This is a genomic window from Dolichospermum sp. UHCC 0352 (assembly GCF_009711925.1).
GTDB classification, from domain to species: domain Bacteria; phylum Cyanobacteriota; class Cyanobacteriia; order Cyanobacteriales; family Nostocaceae; genus Dolichospermum; species Dolichospermum lemmermannii.
Genome location: NZ_VIKY01000191.1, coordinates 41,385 through 58,054 on the forward strand (window position 1 = coordinate 41,385; position 16,670 = coordinate 58,054).

The 16,670-nt window shown below is 34.0% G+C and carries 17 protein-coding genes; 8 read left to right on the top strand and 9 right to left on the bottom strand.

Features of this window, described 5'->3' with window-relative positions; all coding sequences use genetic code 11:
* Window positions 1-579: 579 nt before the first annotated feature.
* Together FJR06_RS13160 and FJR06_RS13165 are read left to right on the top strand one after the other, a co-directional pair.
* Entirely contained in the window at window positions 580-1,962 is a 1,383-nt protein-coding gene (locus FJR06_RS13160; protein WP_015077997.1) for a response regulator, read from the top strand.
* Window positions 1,963-2,545: 583 nt separating this feature from the next.
* Window positions 2,546-6,388, top strand: a complete 3,843-nt coding sequence (locus FJR06_RS13165; RefSeq protein ID WP_217359782.1) for an Eco57I restriction-modification methylase domain-containing protein — start codon at window positions 2,546-2,548, stop codon at window positions 6,386-6,388.
* 67 nt (window positions 6,389-6,455) lie between these two features.
* On the opposite strand, the gene FJR06_RS13170 is transcribed toward FJR06_RS13165, so the two are convergent.
* The 3 genes from FJR06_RS13170 to FJR06_RS13180 form a co-directional block, all read right to left on the bottom strand.
* Window positions 6,456-6,797, bottom strand: a complete 342-nt coding sequence (locus FJR06_RS13170) for a hypothetical protein (protein ID WP_148759672.1) — start codon at window positions 6,795-6,797, stop codon at window positions 6,456-6,458.
* Window positions 6,798-6,880: 83 nt separating this feature from the next.
* Window positions 6,881-7,144, bottom strand: coding sequence for a hypothetical protein (locus FJR06_RS13175; RefSeq protein ID WP_168651583.1), 264 nt, complete (start codon window positions 7,142-7,144; stop codon window positions 6,881-6,883).
* A gap of 231 nt (window positions 7,145-7,375) precedes the next feature.
* The gene (locus tag FJR06_RS13180; protein WP_168651584.1) at window positions 7,376-9,001 is read right to left on the bottom strand and encodes a mechanosensitive ion channel family protein; all 1,626 of its coding nucleotides are present in this window, start codon (window positions 8,999-9,001) and stop codon (window positions 7,376-7,378) included.
* Window positions 9,002-9,443: 442 nt separating this feature from the next.
* Between FJR06_RS13180 and ahcY the strand changes: the two genes are divergently transcribed.
* Complete coding sequence (ahcY, locus tag FJR06_RS13185) at window positions 9,444-10,721, top strand: adenosylhomocysteinase (protein ID WP_168651585.1); 1,278 nt, start codon at window positions 9,444-9,446, stop codon at window positions 10,719-10,721.
* 67 nt (window positions 10,722-10,788) lie between these two features.
* Here ahcY and FJR06_RS13190 read toward each other — a convergent pair whose 3' ends face one another.
* Both FJR06_RS13190 and FJR06_RS13195 read right to left on the bottom strand, forming a co-directional pair.
* Complete coding sequence (locus FJR06_RS13190) at window positions 10,789-11,883, bottom strand: hypothetical protein (protein WP_015077991.1); 1,095 nt, start codon at window positions 11,881-11,883, stop codon at window positions 10,789-10,791.
* Between the two features lie 20 nt (window positions 11,884-11,903).
* The gene (locus FJR06_RS13195; protein WP_015077990.1) at window positions 11,904-13,406 is read right to left on the bottom strand and encodes a DNA methyltransferase; all 1,503 of its coding nucleotides are present in this window, start codon (window positions 13,404-13,406) and stop codon (window positions 11,904-11,906) included.
* A gap of 331 nt (window positions 13,407-13,737) precedes the next feature.
* Between FJR06_RS13195 and FJR06_RS13200 the strand changes: the two genes are divergently transcribed.
* The 5 genes from FJR06_RS13200 to FJR06_RS24925 all read left to right on the top strand — a co-directional run bounded on the left by FJR06_RS13200 (window position 13,738) and on the right by FJR06_RS24925 (window position 15,094).
* On the top strand, window positions 13,738-13,992 hold the full coding sequence (locus FJR06_RS13200) for a type II toxin-antitoxin system HicA family toxin (protein WP_015077989.1): 255 nt from the start codon (window positions 13,738-13,740) through the stop codon (window positions 13,990-13,992).
* On the top strand, window positions 13,992-14,213 hold the full coding sequence (locus tag FJR06_RS13205; RefSeq protein ID WP_015077988.1) for a type II toxin-antitoxin system HicB family antitoxin: 222 nt from the start codon (window positions 13,992-13,994) through the stop codon (window positions 14,211-14,213). The genes FJR06_RS13200 and FJR06_RS13205 overlap by 1 nt, the downstream gene beginning before the upstream one ends.
* Window positions 14,214-14,225: 12 nt before the next feature.
* On the top strand, window positions 14,226-14,558 hold the full coding sequence (locus tag FJR06_RS13210; protein WP_168651586.1) for a XisI protein: 333 nt from the start codon (window positions 14,226-14,228) through the stop codon (window positions 14,556-14,558).
* A 74-nt stretch (window positions 14,559-14,632) separates the two neighbouring features.
* Entirely contained in the window at window positions 14,633-14,884 is a 252-nt protein-coding gene (locus tag FJR06_RS24920) for a hypothetical protein (protein WP_371723933.1), read from the top strand.
* A 9-nt stretch (window positions 14,885-14,893) separates the two neighbouring features.
* Window positions 14,894-15,094 (top strand): XisI protein, encoded by a 201-nt coding sequence (locus FJR06_RS24925; RefSeq protein WP_371723947.1) that lies wholly within the window; start codon window positions 14,894-14,896, stop codon window positions 15,092-15,094.
* Window positions 15,095-15,140: 46 nt separating this feature from the next.
* On the opposite strand, the gene FJR06_RS13225 is transcribed toward FJR06_RS24925, so the two are convergent.
* From FJR06_RS13225 to FJR06_RS13240, 4 genes are all read right to left on the bottom strand, one after another.
* Window positions 15,141-15,563 carry an HNH endonuclease gene (locus FJR06_RS13225; RefSeq protein WP_015077986.1) on the bottom strand — a complete coding sequence of 141 codons (423 nt, stop codon included), beginning with the start codon at window positions 15,561-15,563 and terminating at the stop codon, window positions 15,141-15,143.
* Between the two features lie 5 nt (window positions 15,564-15,568).
* The gene (locus FJR06_RS13230; protein WP_015077985.1) at window positions 15,569-15,883 is read right to left on the bottom strand and encodes a hypothetical protein; all 315 of its coding nucleotides are present in this window, start codon (window positions 15,881-15,883) and stop codon (window positions 15,569-15,571) included.
* Between the two features lie 93 nt (window positions 15,884-15,976).
* Entirely contained in the window at window positions 15,977-16,339 is a 363-nt protein-coding gene (locus FJR06_RS13235; RefSeq protein ID WP_015077984.1) for a hypothetical protein, read from the bottom strand.
* The gene (locus FJR06_RS13240) at window positions 16,336-16,653 is read right to left on the bottom strand and encodes a hypothetical protein (protein WP_015077983.1); all 318 of its coding nucleotides are present in this window, start codon (window positions 16,651-16,653) and stop codon (window positions 16,336-16,338) included. Before FJR06_RS13240 ends, FJR06_RS13235 begins: the two co-directional genes overlap by 4 nt.
* Between the last annotated feature and the right edge of the window lie 17 nt (window positions 16,654-16,670).

Here is a 16,670-nt window from a genome sequence, read left to right on the forward strand (position 1 = left end):
AACTAGGTGTTGCATAATTCAAGTATGAATAACCTCACTCAGAGGGAATTACAACTAATTTCCTGGGTGTAATTTCCAGGAAATGAATACTTTCTCTTCTTTGCTATTCTTGCTCTTGTCCGATAGCTGAGTGCTATAATCAACATATACATTTACCTCCATAAATTTTTAAAGATTCTATGTGAGATTTCGTCTGTCTTCAGGTAAATAAATTCATTATTTTTAAATCCCCAAACAGGACGAATATCATTCTGACGGTTGATGAATTTAAATTATCCGAAATATCTCAGCATTCTCCCTCGGATTACTATGTGATTTATCAAAATCAAATAGCTGAAAGATCTGACAAGCAGGAGATTTATATCTAAGCAAATGCTCAAGAATTAGCACAAAAAACCACAAAACTTGTTACATTCAAGATCGCTAGGTAGGAGAATTTTTAGAAAATGTTTTTCGTTGATATTCATAATTTAATAACTTGTGATCATGACTATATTTTCCAGTGATATCATATTACAGCCTGATATTTAATCTTTTCCCATACTATATTGATGTATCCGCCCAAAAAATTGTAAAAATATGAAAAATACTGGCACATTTACCAAACTACCTCCCGCGGGTTTATTAAGACAATTAAGCAATTGTTATGAAACTACCTGTTTACAAGCATTTAGTAACTCTGTATCTTGGTTGATATATATAGAACAAGGAAAAATTATCTATGCGACTCATTCCGTAGAACCTTTTGATAGATTAGAACGACAAATGCGTCGTCTCCATCAACAAATCCCGCTCGTAGATAATGAAGTGCGTGTACAAATGCGCTTGGTGTTTGAAGCTGAAGATCATGATCATTTCCCAAACCAACCTCCAGAATACGAAGCGATTAACTGGCTTGTCACTGAACAACATCTTCTGCCTACTCAAGCAACATTACTTATTCAAGAATTAGTCAAAGAGGTAATTGAATGGTTTATCCTCATTAAAACAGGCACTTATGAATTAGCAGAACCAATCCATGATTTGACAAAAATTTGTCAGTTAGATATCAATACTATCATCGAAGAATGTCAAAATCAGTTACAAAATTGGCGATATCTTGGTAGATATATCTCTTCTCCCTATCAGCGTCCATATTTGTTAGTTAGTAGCAAATTTCAGGATAAAAGATTACCACCACTAAAAGAGAATATCACTAATTGGATGAAGGGTTTTAGCTTACGTCATCTAGCGATTATCATGAATCAGGATGAATTGCAACTAGCTTTAAGTTTATACCCCTATATTGTCAAGGGTTCGATAGTATTACATGAACCAGATCCTCCATTTGATAAATTACCAAAAACAAATGGCAGTCTATTACCATTTTCTGAAGATAGCACAGAATCGGTGAAGGAAAAATTATTTATTTCCGATGTAGCACTAAGCAAAGATCCTCCTCCAGAAACTTTAATTATTTCTGAAAATAATGTTGCGGTTGAACAGCTAGTAACAGACATTGCTGATTTACCTCCAGATGATTTACAACCCGAAACTGTTGATAGTAACATAGATGCTGATTCCCAAAAAGTAAAAGTCAATCCGAGAACTACACAAAAGACTTACAAAATTATCTCTGTAGATGATAGTCCCACAATTCTCAAGGAAATTAGCCGTTATTTAGAAGATGAGAATTTTACTTTGGTGACTATTAATGAACCAGTAAAAGCAGTTATGTCAATTATTCGACATAAGCCGGATCTGATTTTACTGGATTTAAATATGGCAGGAATTGATGGTTATGAACTATGTCGCATTATCCGCAATAATTCCCTGTTTAAAAATATTCCCATTATTTTTGTGACTAGCAATAAGGGAATTATAGATAAGGTAAAAGCGAGATTTGTCGGTGCTTCGGGATATTTAACTAAACCTTTTACTCGCGCTGAATTGCTAAAAATGATTTTTATGCACTTAGCATAATTACAGCAAAGTAGGGGTTTAGCATTGCGCTTTACCCTGACTTGATTTTGAATTTAAATTTTGTGCTTCCTTGTCTCAACCAAAGCAACCAACCGTTATTTGAGAAGTATAAGTTTTTTAAATGGACATTTTTGGAAAATTGGTAAAGTTGATGTTTATTGAGAATATCTCTCTCTATTCTCAAGATTATTGAGAATGTTGTCAATAAGTTAACGGAAATAGGTTTTTACAGGATTGATTAATACCCCTTGACTTTTTGTGCTACTATTAGAGATAGAATCGGCTAATGCTATGTTTAATTTTTGGGCTTAACTAAAAGCCTGTATGGGGTTGGGTATCCTTGCGTCAACCCAACATGATCAAAACTATCAAATATTATGTGGAGTTCTCTTAGTCATTTAGAGATTTCGATATCTTGTCTACAGCCCAGACAGTAGTGCCAAGTACCTTTTTTGAAACGAACCACAGAGGCACGGAGGACACGGAGAGAAGAAATATTGGTACATTAGAGGTTGTTTGAAAAATAATTACTTAAAATTCCTATTTTTATCCTGCTCATCCTTTAATCGGTGGACATCCTGATATGGCTTGCGCCACGCTTCGCTATCAGACAGTTTCCTTGCGTCAACCCAACCTACAATATAAACATTTAAGAAAAATGAATTTACATAAAATGCAACCCAGAGAATCATTAAATAAAGCCTTTCTCAAGGTTAAACCCAATAGAAATGATATTGAGCATTTTAAAAAGAATCTGCAAAGTCTCATTGAGGAAATTAATGAAGTTGAATCTGAAGAGTTTCATAAAAATCTGATTGGTGATTTTTTAAAGAACACATATTATAGCACAAATCATTTCATTAATACTAAGGGACGCAATGATTTTGTTATTCATAATGGTAAAGATGCTAAAAGTAGTGTTGGTGTAATTCTGGAAGCTAAAAAACCTACCAATAAAGGTGAAATGCTGAAAGTTGATAATTTGAATACTAAAGCTTTTCAAGAATTGGTTTTATATTTTCTGCGGGAACGTCTGATAGAGAAAAATATAGAAGTTAAATATTTAATAGTTACTAATATTTATGAATGGTTTATTTTTGATGCAAATAGTTTTGATAAAGCATTTATTGAAAATAAAACCTTGGTTAAGCAATTTACAGATTTTGCAGAGGGAAGATTAACAAGTAAAAAAACGGATTTCTTTTATAAGGAAATTGCTCAACCTGCTATTGCAGAAATTCAAGAACAAATTCCTTTTACATATTTTGATATTCGAGAATGTCAGGAATATTTACAACCTGGTGAAAATCCCGATGATCATAAATTAATCCCACTGTTTAAGTTGTTTTCACCATCACATTTATTAAAATTACCTTTTTCTAATGATAGTAATACTCTTGATAAAGGATTTTACAGCGAATTATTACATATTATCGGGTTAACTGAAACTAAGGAAGGTGGTAAAAAACTCATTCAACGCAAAAAGGAAAATGAGAGAAATCCAGGTTCACTAATTGAAAATGCAATTGTCCAACTTGATAGTTTAGATAAAATTTCTCGCATAGAAAAGCCAGAACGATTTGGAGAAACTTCTCAAGAACAACTTTTCAACGTTGGGTTAGAATTAGCAATTACTTGGGTAAATAGAATCCTGTTTCTGAAGTTATTAGAAGCGCAATTAATCAAATATCATAAAAATGATCTGTCTTTCGGATTCTTGAATTTAGAGAAAGTCCAAAATTATCATGATCTTAACAGTCTTTTCTTCAGCGTATTAGCTCGCAAACAAAACGAAAGAAACGAAACTGTAAAAAAGATATTTTCTCATGTTCCTTATTTAAATAGTTCTTTATTTGAACATACAGATATTGAACAATCAAGTCCAAGTATTTTTATTCAGAATCTTAGAAATGAGAAACTAGAAATTTTTCCCGCGACTGTCTTAAAAGACAACAACGGAAAAAAACGCATTGGTGAAATTAATGCTTTAGAATATCTCTTTGAATTTCTCAATGCTTATGATTTTAGTAGTGAAAGCGGGGAAGAAATTCAAGAAGAGAATAAAAGGTTAATTAATGCGTCTGTACTGGGTTTGATTTTCGAGAAAATTAACGGTTATAAAGATGGTTCTTTCTTTACTCCCGGTTTTATTACTATGTATATGTGTCGGGAAACAATTAGAAAAGCAGTTATACAGAAGTTTAATGAAGTTAAAGGTTGGAATTGTGAAAATATTGATGATTTATATGAAAAGATAGAAGATAAAAAAGAAGCTAATAGAATTATCAATAGTTTGAAAATATGTGATCCTGCTGTGGGTTCAGGACATTTTTTAGTTTCGGCTTTGAATGAAATTATTGCGATTAAAAGCGAATTGAAGATTTTACTTGATAGGGAAGGTAAAAGATTAAAAGAGTATGATATTGAAGTTGTCAATGATGAATTGATTGTGATTGATGATGAAAAGTTATTATTTGATTACAATCCTAAAAGCAAGGAAAGTCAACGAGTTCAAGAAACTCTATTTCATGAAAAACAAACGATTATTGAAAACTGTTTATTTGGTGTGGATATAAATCCCAACTCTGTGAAAATATGTCGGTTGCGGTTATGGATTGAACTTTTAAAAAATGCTTATTATAAGACCTCACCCCTAACCCCTCTCCTGGGAGGAGAGGGGAATATAGGAGAATTGGAGACTTTACCCAATATTGATATTAATATTAAATGTGGTAATTCTTTAATTAGTCGGTTTTCTTTAGATGCTGATTTGCGAACTGCTTTAAATAGAAATAAATGCAGTATGGAAACTTATAGAAATGCTGTTCAAACTTACCGCAATGCTGAAAATAAAGAGCAAAAGCGGGAAATGGAAAGATTGATTAATGATATTAAAGGTAATTTTAAAACAACATTACAAGCAAGTGATCCAAATAAAACTAAGTTCAGAAAGTTAGAGGGTGAACTTTTTAATTTAGAGAATCAAATTTTGTTATTTGAGGAGACGAAAGCTGAGAAAAAGACGCGGGAGAAAAAAATCGCTAAGTTAAATAATGAGATTGATAAGTTACGGGTTGAGATTGAGGATATAGAAGGTGGTAAAATATATGAAAATGCTCTAGAATGGCGTTTTGAGTTTCCTGAAGTTTTGAATAATGAGGGTGTTTTTGTCGGTTTTGATGTCGTAATTGGTAATCCTCCTTATATCAGACAAGAAGAAATTAAGGAATTGAAGCCAATTTTGCAGCAGAATTATCAATGCTATACAGGAACTGCTGATATATTTGTTTATTTCTATGAAATAGGTTTAAAGTTATTAAAATCGAAAGGTCATTTAACTTATATCTCTTCTAATAAATATTTTCGAGCAGGTTATGGTGAAAAATTACGTCACTTTTTAACAAATTCAACAACCATTTACAATCTAATTGATTTTGGTGATTTCCCAGTTTTTGAAGAAGCGATTGCTTATCCTAGTATTATCATATTAAGCAAGGTTAAATCAGACGTAAACCAAATACAGGCTTTGTCATGGAATGCAATAAAAAAACAAAATATTGCCGAATTTGTGACTGTATTAAAAGAGGATAGTTTGATAATTTTGCAGGGAAATTTAAAATCTGATGGTTGGCGGTTAGAATCTTCTCAAATCTTAAACTTATTAACGAAATTGCAAAATTCTGGGACAGCATTAGGAGAGTATGTTAATGGTAAATTTTATCGTGGTATTTTGACAGGTTTTAATGAGGCTTTCGTTGTAGATAGAGAAACACGAGATAGACTAATTGTTGAACATCCTTCTTCTGCTGAAGTTATCAAGCCTTTGTTGCGTGGCCGTGATGTTAAAAGATGGTGTGTTGAGTATCAAGATTTATGGCTAATTTTCACCAGAAGAGGAATTGATATTCAAAAATATCCAGCAATTGAGAATTATTTAAGCCAATACAAAAAACAGCTTACACCTGGTACTGGTAGAAAAGCAGGTACTTATAAATGGTATGAAATCCAGGATAATATTGCTTACTGGCAAGAATTTGAGCAACCTAAGATTATTTATCCAAATATCTGTAAGCGTAATGAATTTGCATGGGATGAATCAGGCTATTACGCCAATCAAAAAGCATTTATTATTCCTACAAATGATAAAGTTTTACTAGCAATTCTTAACTCTAGTGTAGTGACGTTCTTATTTCATCATCTACTCTCAAAATTACAGGGTGATTTCTATGAACCAAGCTCGATATTCATGAAAGATTTCCCTATTCCCCCTGCTACGGAATCACAGCGTAAAGCTATAGAAAACCTTATACAAAAATGTCTTGCTGCTAAAGGTAAAGATGTTAAAAATATTGAAACAGAAATAGATCAGCTAGTTTATCAACTTTACGAACTAACAGCAGAAGAGATTAAAATTATAGAAGGGTAAATACCACAAATCCCAGATCCCCGACTTCTTTAAGAAGTCGGGGATCTAAAAGCAGAAATATAAACACTCATGCTACTTGCTGCTGATTTTGCAAAATATTTAATGTGTATCTAGCTCTAGTTTTAATAATATTTAATTGGTCAACTTGTGCTAATAATTTATCTAAAGTTTCAGTTTCAACCTTTGATAATTGATTTTGAGAATTTTTAATTAATAACTCCTGTAATTGCGTCTGAGTTTTAGGAAATAAAGAACTTTCTGCTAAAGCTTGCAACTCATCTATACTTAAACCAATCAATAATTCAGAATCTAAAGATAAGTTAGTTAGTTGTTGATAGGTTTCTAAGTTTAACAGTACCCCAACCTTTTCTCCCTGTGCGTTAGTGATATATTGAACTGATTCAGACATGGCTTTACAGTCAAATTTGATAGTTTTATTGTAACTTATGATTGAATTCTAGATCCCCGACTTCTCGAAGAAGTCGGAGATATCTACGCAGCTTCCCTTAATTGGGTGGGTACAGACACTTCTGGAAACGGTAGAGAAAGCTGTTCTGGTGATGGTATTGGCGCTTCCTGTAATACCGTGACTTCAATATTTACACTGACTAAATAACTACCTGTATCTGCACCTACGGCTTCAGAAATTAATTTAGCTATATCTGGACGTTTTGCGGTTAAAGGATCACGGATAATACAACGATCCCATTCATGTTTGGCAGTTGGGTTAAGATTGAGAATATAATGCTTCATCATAGGTGTAGTCCTTAAAATCCTTATTCCATCAGTCTTTCCAGGTTTGAAGACTATTTTCATAGTATAGTACAAATTTACTAAAATGGCAAGAGCATGATCAAAAATTGCCTTTAATAAAAGCAACTACTTTATAGATAAACATATAAAAACGCAAAGACGTTTTACGAAACGCCTCTACGATTTTCTGGACTGAGATGAAAGATGGTTATGTGACTAAAGAAACTTGATAATTTAAGTTTCTGATGTTGCACTTGTGGAAAACTCATCCTGAGAATTCAATAACTGCACCTCATTAATCCAATTTGCTTGTTGCGGTACGGGAATATAAATTCCGGCTGCGTCTAAGGTGATTTTTAGGCGACGACGATATTCTCGCGCTACGTTCCATTGTTTAAGCGGTTGGGTTTTGATCCAGACACGAATCATCACACCGCGATCGCTAAAATGCTCAACACCCAAAACATTTGGCTTTTCCAGAATTTGATGTTTCCATGCGGGATCTTGACTCATCTCCAAACCCACATCTTTAATTAACTTCAAAGCCTCATCTACATCCGCTTGATAAGAAACCGGAATACTTAAATCAGCCCGTGACCAACGACTAGAAAGATTAGCCACAATCTTCACCTCACTATTGGGGATAGTAATTAAGCGTCCTTCCGAATCTCGAACTTGAGTCATTCGCAGATTCAACTTTTCCACCAAACCGCCCACAGTACCCACAGTAATCATATCACCCAGGGCATATTGGTCTTCAAAAATAATCAGAAAGCCGTTAATTGCGTCTTTGATTAAGTTTTGGGAAGCGAGGGATATAGCCACACCGACTAAACCAGCACCAGCTAACAGCGGAACGATATCTATCCCCAAAGATATCAAAGCTAGTAAGCTACCTGCACCCACAAAAATAATCGTAGTGATACTTTTAGTTACGCCGGAAAATGTGGATATTCTCAACTGCAAACGTTCGGATGTTTCTGGAGTTAATAAAGCCCCACCACTCACTATGGTTGAGGTAAAATGATCTATTAAGGCATAGGTAAACCGCACAGCTACATAAGTTCCCACCGCGACAATAGTTAATTTGATGGGAATTTGGGCAATGGTGAGAATCCCAATTTGGAAGGCGCGTGTGTAGGGAAATAGTCCTAAAATAATTAAACTACCACTGCCCCAAATCCCTGCTTGTGCTATTTGAAAAAGTCTAGTTTTGACTTCTTGAAGATGCTGCTGTTGTTGTTGATTTAATAGTTTGGTAATTGGTGCAGTATCTTTGGAAATAGCCGGGATAGAATCGGCTGCATTCTTGCTTAAACGCTTTTGCCAACGCCTGACACCCCAACTGATGATGATCATTGCCAGTGTCCCCACAGCAGCAATTTCACCTTGCTGAATTAAAAACCGAGTTTGTCGTTCTTGCTTGGCTTGTTGCAGGTGTTGTTTTAAGTCATCACTAATTTGATTTGCTAATGTTAACGGGTTTGCCTGTCCAACATCTTCGTAGGTAATGGTCATCAGGTATTGGTCATTAACAAAAATCGTCGGTAATCCTTTAACTGTGCGATTCTGCACTTTAACTTCTGTTGCAGATGCCTGTAAATAATTATGGGTGATATCCTGTAAATTCTGTTGAATGTTTTGAAAACGTTCGGGAAATTTGGTTTTTGAGGCTGTGATGCTAAATAAAGGACGACCATCTAAATTAATCCAGCCAGATACCATCTTATCATCTACCTTATTGCTTGAACTACTGGGAGTGGGCAGAAAAGGTAAAGGAGAAAACTGGGCTGTGGCTTTGGTGACAGAACCGATGGTAATTACCATTGTCCCTGCTACCGCTAAAAATCGAAGTATCACTAAAATACCTCCTTGTGTGATTGAAGGCTTCCACACCCGTCCGGAACTTAAGTTCCGGGCTAATAGCTAAAGTAAACTAAAGTTTACTAAGTAATTTTTGGTTTCTTTAGTCATCTTGAGATGACTTTTGCTATCAGACTGGGAATTAATTCCCAGTTGGGTTATCGGTTTTACCTGAAGTTGACACCAATGGGAATAGGGGAATAATTAATATCCTGTCGCCTATGTCCTAAGTCGTTGCTATATTCTTACCAGAGAATGATGAAAAAAGAAAAAGCCCGATCTAGTGTTAACACGGCTCATATCAGAGGTGAAGCTAGTTCACAGGACTTTTTGAATAGCTGATTACTAATTCTCAGAAAATATGGCTAGTAATGAGAAAACCTTGTTAAAGTACGTAAAGGCTTATAAACCTGTTTCATTTTTTTAAAGGATAATTTTCATGATTGCAACCACTCCCAGATTAAAGCACGAGGTTAAAGACCTCGGCCTAGCTCCCTTGGGAAGACAACGCATTGAATGGGCTGGCAGAGAAATGCCCGTATTGAAGCAAATCCGCGATCGCTTCGAGAAAGAAAAGCCCTTTGCTGGATTGCGTATTTCAGCTTGCGCCCACGTTACCACAGAAACAGCACATTTAGCGATCGCTCTGAAAGCCGGTGGTGCTGATGCAGTTTTAATTGCTAGTAACCCCTTATCAACTCAAGATGACGTAGCTGCAAGTCTTGTAGCTGATCATGGAATTTCCGTATTTGCTCAAAAAGGCGAAGATGCCGCTACCTATAGCCGTCACGTCCAAATAGCCTTAGATCATCGCCCCAACATCATTGTTGATGACGGTAGCGACGTGGTAGCAGAATTGGTTCAACACCGTCAAAACCAAATCGCTGATTTGATTGGTAGTACCGAAGAAACCACCACCGGGATCGTGCGGTTACGCGCCATGTTTAACGAAGGCGTTCTTACATTCCCTGCGATGAACGTCAACGACGCAGACACCAAGCACTTCTTTGATAACCGCTATGGTACTGGTCAATCTACCTTAGATGGGATTATCCGCGCTACAAATATTTTGTTAGCTGGTAAAACTGTTGTCGTTGTCGGTTATGGCTGGTGTGGTAAGGGTACAGCCCTCCGCGCCCGTGGCATGGGTGCAAACGTCATCGTCACCGAAATTGACCACATCAAGGCAATTGAAGCCGTTATGGACGGTTTCCGTGTGCTACCAATGGCGGAAGCAGCACCTCACGGTGATATCTTCATTACTGTCACAGGTAACAAGCACGTCGTTCGCGGTGAACACTTTGATGTGATGAAAGACGGTGCGATCGTTTGTAACTCTGGTCACTTTGATTTGGAACTTGATTTGAAATACTTAGCCGCTAATGCTAAGGAAATCAAGGATGTCCGTCCTTTCACAGAAGAGTATAAATTGACAAATGGTAAATCCGTAGTTGTACTCGGACAAGGACGTTTGATTAATTTGGCTGCTGCTGAAGGACACCCCAGCGCAGTTATGGATATGAGTTTTGCTAACCAAGCATTAGCTGTTGAATACCTGGTGAAGAATAAGGGTAGTTTAGCTGCTGGTTTGCATTCTATTCCTAGAGAAGTGGATGAAGAAATTGCTCGTTTGAAGTTGCAAGCTATGGGCATTTTCATTGATAGTTTGACAGCCGAGCAAATTGACTATACCAATTCTTGGCAGTCTGGAACGTAAGTCATTAATTAGTTGATTTTTTGGGGATAGGCGTTTTGCTTATCCCTTTTTTTATAATTTATTGGTGTTACTTTAGTACAAATAAAACATCAGCATAGCTTTGGTATTGATTGTTATTGAAAGACCAATTTAATAACAGTTTATCCTTATTAAAAGAGCGTGTATTTAGATATTCATCAATTTTATTTTTTAACAAAGTATAATCTCTTTTTAGCTTCCAACTATCTTCTAAAGAATTAGTATCCACAAGAACCAAAAATAACCTATTACTTGCATCAAATCTTTGAGAACCTTGATTTTCATACAACCAGCGCAAAAGTTCACGTGGTTGTTTTAATGTGTTATTGATAATATCTCTTCTAATTTTCACAAAATTATCATAAAAATCTTTTACATCCTGCTGGGAACTTTCAGCAAAAGCTGTAATCAAATCAATCAATAGTTCATCATCAGGACGATTTTGATCAAAAGGAAGATTAAATATTTTGGCTGTCTTCTTTAACTCTGATAATTCCTTAATTGTTAGTTTTCTGTTCCTTCTCTCATTTTCCATAAAACCTTTTGGAAAATAAGTTACCTTGAGATCAAAAGGTATATCATCAATAAAAAAATCAACTTGTTTAATTAGCCCCACAGTTGGTAAAACACGCTCATGGTCTTTAAAAATATCCTCAATAATAATTGATGTCCAATTATTATACCAAGAACACAGAACAAAACCTTTTAAACTATGTAAAATTTCATTTTTTACTTTTTCTATTAAATTATCATAATTAGTAATCTTTTTTATGTAGTTATCAACTAGATACTTATTAATATCATTTTGATGGATACCACCCCAGTCAAAAACTCTTAGTTTATATAATTCTGCTAGTAAATCTTGCTCATGTATGCGACGTTCTTCTCTTTGTATTTCATATATTTGATTAATAGAATCATGAATAGTTTCTAAAGAAATATTAGACTTAAAAAGTGTTTCAAGGTACTGCTTTACTCCTAAATTATCTGAAGATATTTGTGCTTTTTGAAATAAATGCAAGTAATAATCTTTTCGAGCCAAAGAACGTAATTTTAAAAAATATAATCCTTCAGGAGATGATGTTAATTCAAAAAATTTATTTTCATCATAAAGCCGAGAAAGTTGAGAAAACGTATAACTCATTTTTTTTTTCAGATTTCAGATTATTTTGAGTGAATATCAGGTATTTCTTTAGACCAGTTAGGTAATTTTTCTAACAACATCAATTTTATATTATCTTCATTTCCAGGTTTTTGATAGATTAAAACGAAATCATTTTTTAAACCTCCCTTTCTGCTATCTTGAATTACTGAATTAGCTGAATAATTCATAGGAAATAATCCACGAAATTGTAATTGATTATCAGATGGTATTACCTCTTTTAAAAACTGCCAACTATCAGCATCTCTCGCATTGAAAAATAGAGCTAATATTCCACCAGGTTTCAGGATACGAGTAGCAGTTTGCATAAATTCCGTCATTTCATTCACATAATTGTTTTTATTCTTCCCTCGACTACGAGCATTAGAAACTACAATTTCTTGAGAAAAATCCGGCTCTTTATCTATTAAACAATTCCACATTTCACTCAATTCTAAGTATGGAATCCTATCACTATGTGGCGGATCAGTTAATATCAAAGAAATAGTTTCATCAGGGCAATTATTAAGAACTTTTCGATTATCACCTTGAAAAATTGCTACATCTGCTTTATTGTTAATAACATCTGTTAATTTTTTAGATACACAATAACCTTTTTTAAATTCATCTTCTTGAATAGATTTTAGTAAACTATTGGCACGTTTAATAAAACAATTCCACACATTAATTTCAAAATGTAGTGTTGGTCGCCAATATCCTATCACCCAACTACCAACTTCTATTTTATTTGTTGGTTCAGATTTTGTTTTACCTCTTCCTGTAATTGCAAAAACCATCTTAGACATTTGACCAGAAGCAGCAGTTAATGATAGCAATAATGCAGATTTGATAGAATCTGGTTGTTTGTGAATTGCATTAAGTAACAAATCTATATTATGTAATGCACGACCAGTAAATAAATCTTTTAGTGTTAAAGTATCATTTGTATTTATACGGCTATTTTGAAATAACTTAATTGGTCGAGGTATTTTAGGTTCGTATCCCTCAAATTGTTTAAATGCTTGATAGTCATAATTAGTTGGTATCCTTTTATCACTTTCATTTCTTCTTGGCGATAAATGCCAAACTGAATTTAGTTCATTTTCATGCCATAAATAGTGAGTTGCAAATTTTCCATCTTCTAGTAAGTAAGTTTTATATATTTCTGATTTAACACTTATTTCTAATTCATCAAGGGCTTTTTTTAAAATATCTGGATTTGGTAAATTTACTAATAAATTCGATAATTCTACAGCTACAGGATTAATGTCAATACCTATGAATCGTCTTTCCCTAATTACTGCTTCACGAGCAACTAAACCTGATCCTAAAAATGGATCTAAAACAATATCACCTTTTTCTGTTAAGTTTTCAATTAAAAATGCTAAACATTCAATTGGTTTTTTACCCCAATATTTATGAAAAGCAGCTAATCCTTTATAGCCTTTTGGTAATACTATTGTTTCAGGATTTGTTTTTGTCAATTCTAATTCAAATAGACTTAATTGTTTAACAATAGATTTCATTATTTATGTAATCAAGATTATGTTTTATTGAAAGACACGGATGATTTTATACAAAATAGATTATAACATAAGTCCTTAAATTATCGGTTGTTAATAAAATTTAACAAAAAGTCTTTATAACTAGGCGAATATAATTCACATCTACACAGACACATAGCATCCGAAAAAAGTGGATAAAGAGTAGATGTAGGTTGACATGACAAAAACCAACATCTTTATAAGATTATTGCGTTTGGTTGCGCTTTGCTTAAACCAACCTACGAATTATTACTGGGTAAAGAATAATGAAAGTAGGATAGAAGTTAATATAAAACAATGATAAAATAAAGTAATGTCGAAAAAACGTAAATTACTGGAGAAAGTTCTTTCAGGATCTAAAAATCTTCAATTCGATGATTTGGTGACATTAGTTGAAGCCTTTGGTTTTTCCTTATCACGTATCAACGGTAGTCATCACATTTTTACTCATCCAACTATCCCTGAACTTATTAACTTACAAAATCGCAATGGTAAAGCTATTCCTTATCAAATTCGGCAATTTTTGATTTTGATTGAAAAATATTCCTTAACTATGGAGAATGAATAATGAAACACTATCACATTAATATTTTCTACAGTCAAGAAGATGAAGGTTATATTGCTGATATTCCTGATTTAAAATATTGTTCAGGATTTGGTTTAACTGAAGAAGAAGCACTACAAGAAGTTCTCAAAGCTAAAACTGCTTGGTTAGAAGCTGCGGAAATAGAAGGTAAACCCATTCCCGAACCAAGATATAAACCTGTAATTTATCAAATAGCTTCATAACTTTATAGTCTTATGGAAACATTAAATTATCGAGAAATAGTTAAAAATTTCATCCAAAAATATGCACAGGAAGAATGTGTAGAAGATTCAGAAAATCTCGAAATTGTTTTTGATACAGAAAGGGATGTTTATTTATTATTGGTTACAGGATGGAAGGATGAAAAAAGAATTTATTGGTTTCCCATTCATATTAGTATTAAAGATGGTAAAATCTGGATTGAAAGGGATTTTACGGAAGAAGGAATTCCTCATCAATTAGTAGAGTTAGGTGTTCCGAAAACAGATATTGTTTTAGGTTTTAGATCACCTTATGTCAGACAGTTTACAGGTTTTGCATCGGTTTAGATTTTTTGCGTCTTTACATAAAATAAAAAATCTTGATCATTGCTATACTAGAAGCATTCCTAAATCATCATCTCATGCTAACCGTAACCATTGATGAAATCCAGAAAAACTTCACTAGCTATCTTCACCAAGTAGCAGCAGGAGAAAGCATTATTATCATTGAAGCAGGTAAAGCGATCGCAGAAATTAAACCAGTTCCCAATATTATGGAAAAATTAGATTACCCTGAATTAGTACAACAAGTGTTAGCAACACATACAGACGGTCATTGCTCTGAAGGAACAGAAATCGAGTTAATATTTGATATTCAAAGAAATCGCTATTGAGTAATTCATATAGGTTGGGAAGGTGAAAATAGAACCTATGGTACAATGATTCATGTAGATATTAAAGATGGAAAAATCTGGATTCAGAGAGATTTAACTGAGGAAGGGGTAGCTAATGAATTGGTAGAATTAGGAGTACCAAAAAGCGATATAGTTTTAGCTTTTAGAGCGCCTCATATCAGACAATTTACTGATTTTGCACAAGATTAAAACTTTGCGTCTTTGCATGACACAAAAACCCCAAAAATCCCCATCATTAATCATTAGGAGGATGCCAACTTAAACTAATCCAAATAGCCCTAGCTTGGACAACATCTTCATTATTTAATCGTAAAGCTAAAACTGTCGCTCTGCCAATAGCAGTTATCCCAATAATATGAGTACCACCATTTGCCCATTGAAAATGATCTAACCATCTTTGTAGACGAGGATTAAACAAAGATATAGATTCATTCTTTACAGGATCATTAGCTGTTATTTTCGCTCCTTTAAACTCATTACAACGATAACAACAAGCAGCTAAATTTTCTCGCTCATCATTTCCCCCCAATGAACTAGGCAAAATATGATCCATAACTAAAGGCATACCTGTTAACCGGCTAGAAGTGCGACAATATTCACATCTATAACCAGCCTCATTAATAACTTGTTGACGAAGAGATTTAGAAATAGATGACACTGGTATTATACTAATTGCTCAAAATCTGGAAGAGAAAACCCTTGCCACTTTAAAAGTGCATAGGCATAAGCTTTTTTTAACATTAAATAATCAGCACTCACCCGCAACGATTTCAACAATAACCTATCAGATTCACTTAATTGATTATTTTGATTTTTTTCTAACAGTTGAAAATGTAATTCTTGCTGACTTTCTGGAATTTGACTTTGAGCAATAGTTAATAATTCCTCAATTGTTAATTCTTGCATAGCAATTAATTCCCCTTGTAATTCCAGAGGTGCATAATCAATAGCAGGAGGAGCATTAATTTGAGTAGGCATAATTTATCCTGGTATTTGACCTATATATATTTTATAACACTTCTCTTTCTTTGCGTCTCTGCTCCTTTGCGACTTTGCGCGAAATAAAAATATTCAACCCAAAGTTAAAATATTCTCTGGAAAATCCACCACCAAACGCAACAACTTTAACCACTCAGAACCCAATAAAATCTCATTAATGCCTTTGCCCACATTCACAGGAATTTGATACTGCTTTCCATCTAATATCACTTGACCTAAATAAATCTGAAATTTTGATTCACCTTTAGCAGTCCGTAACATTTCCTCCCCACTATACAACCATTCTAAACCATCTAAATCTTGTGTATTAATAGCCATAAAACCTGCAAAACCACTATCGAATAGGGCATCTACAGCAAGATTCAAGCCATCATTAGTAACTAATTCAATCTCAAAAAATAATTGCCCATTTTCTCCAAAGTAACCCTCTATCATATTGTGCCAGTTGTCCCCGTTTCATTCAAACAAAAAACGAAGTGTCTAGCTTGAGGATATTTTTCCAACATTCTTTTATGAGATTGCATTCTATCCTGATCAAGAAAGTATTCTCCACTATTTGGTTCTATGGCAATATACCAACCATAGTGACTTTCGATATATTCAGAACGGACACGCTCAAAAATTGCCCGACAACGTTGATAAAATATTTCATCTTCCGCTTCTCGTCTAGCTAATTCTTCTGGTGCTATAATCAATTCCGGAAAAATTCTTCCTCTTCTTACCACTTTTTTTGATGTGATGTGAGTCATATTTTTAACTTGAACTC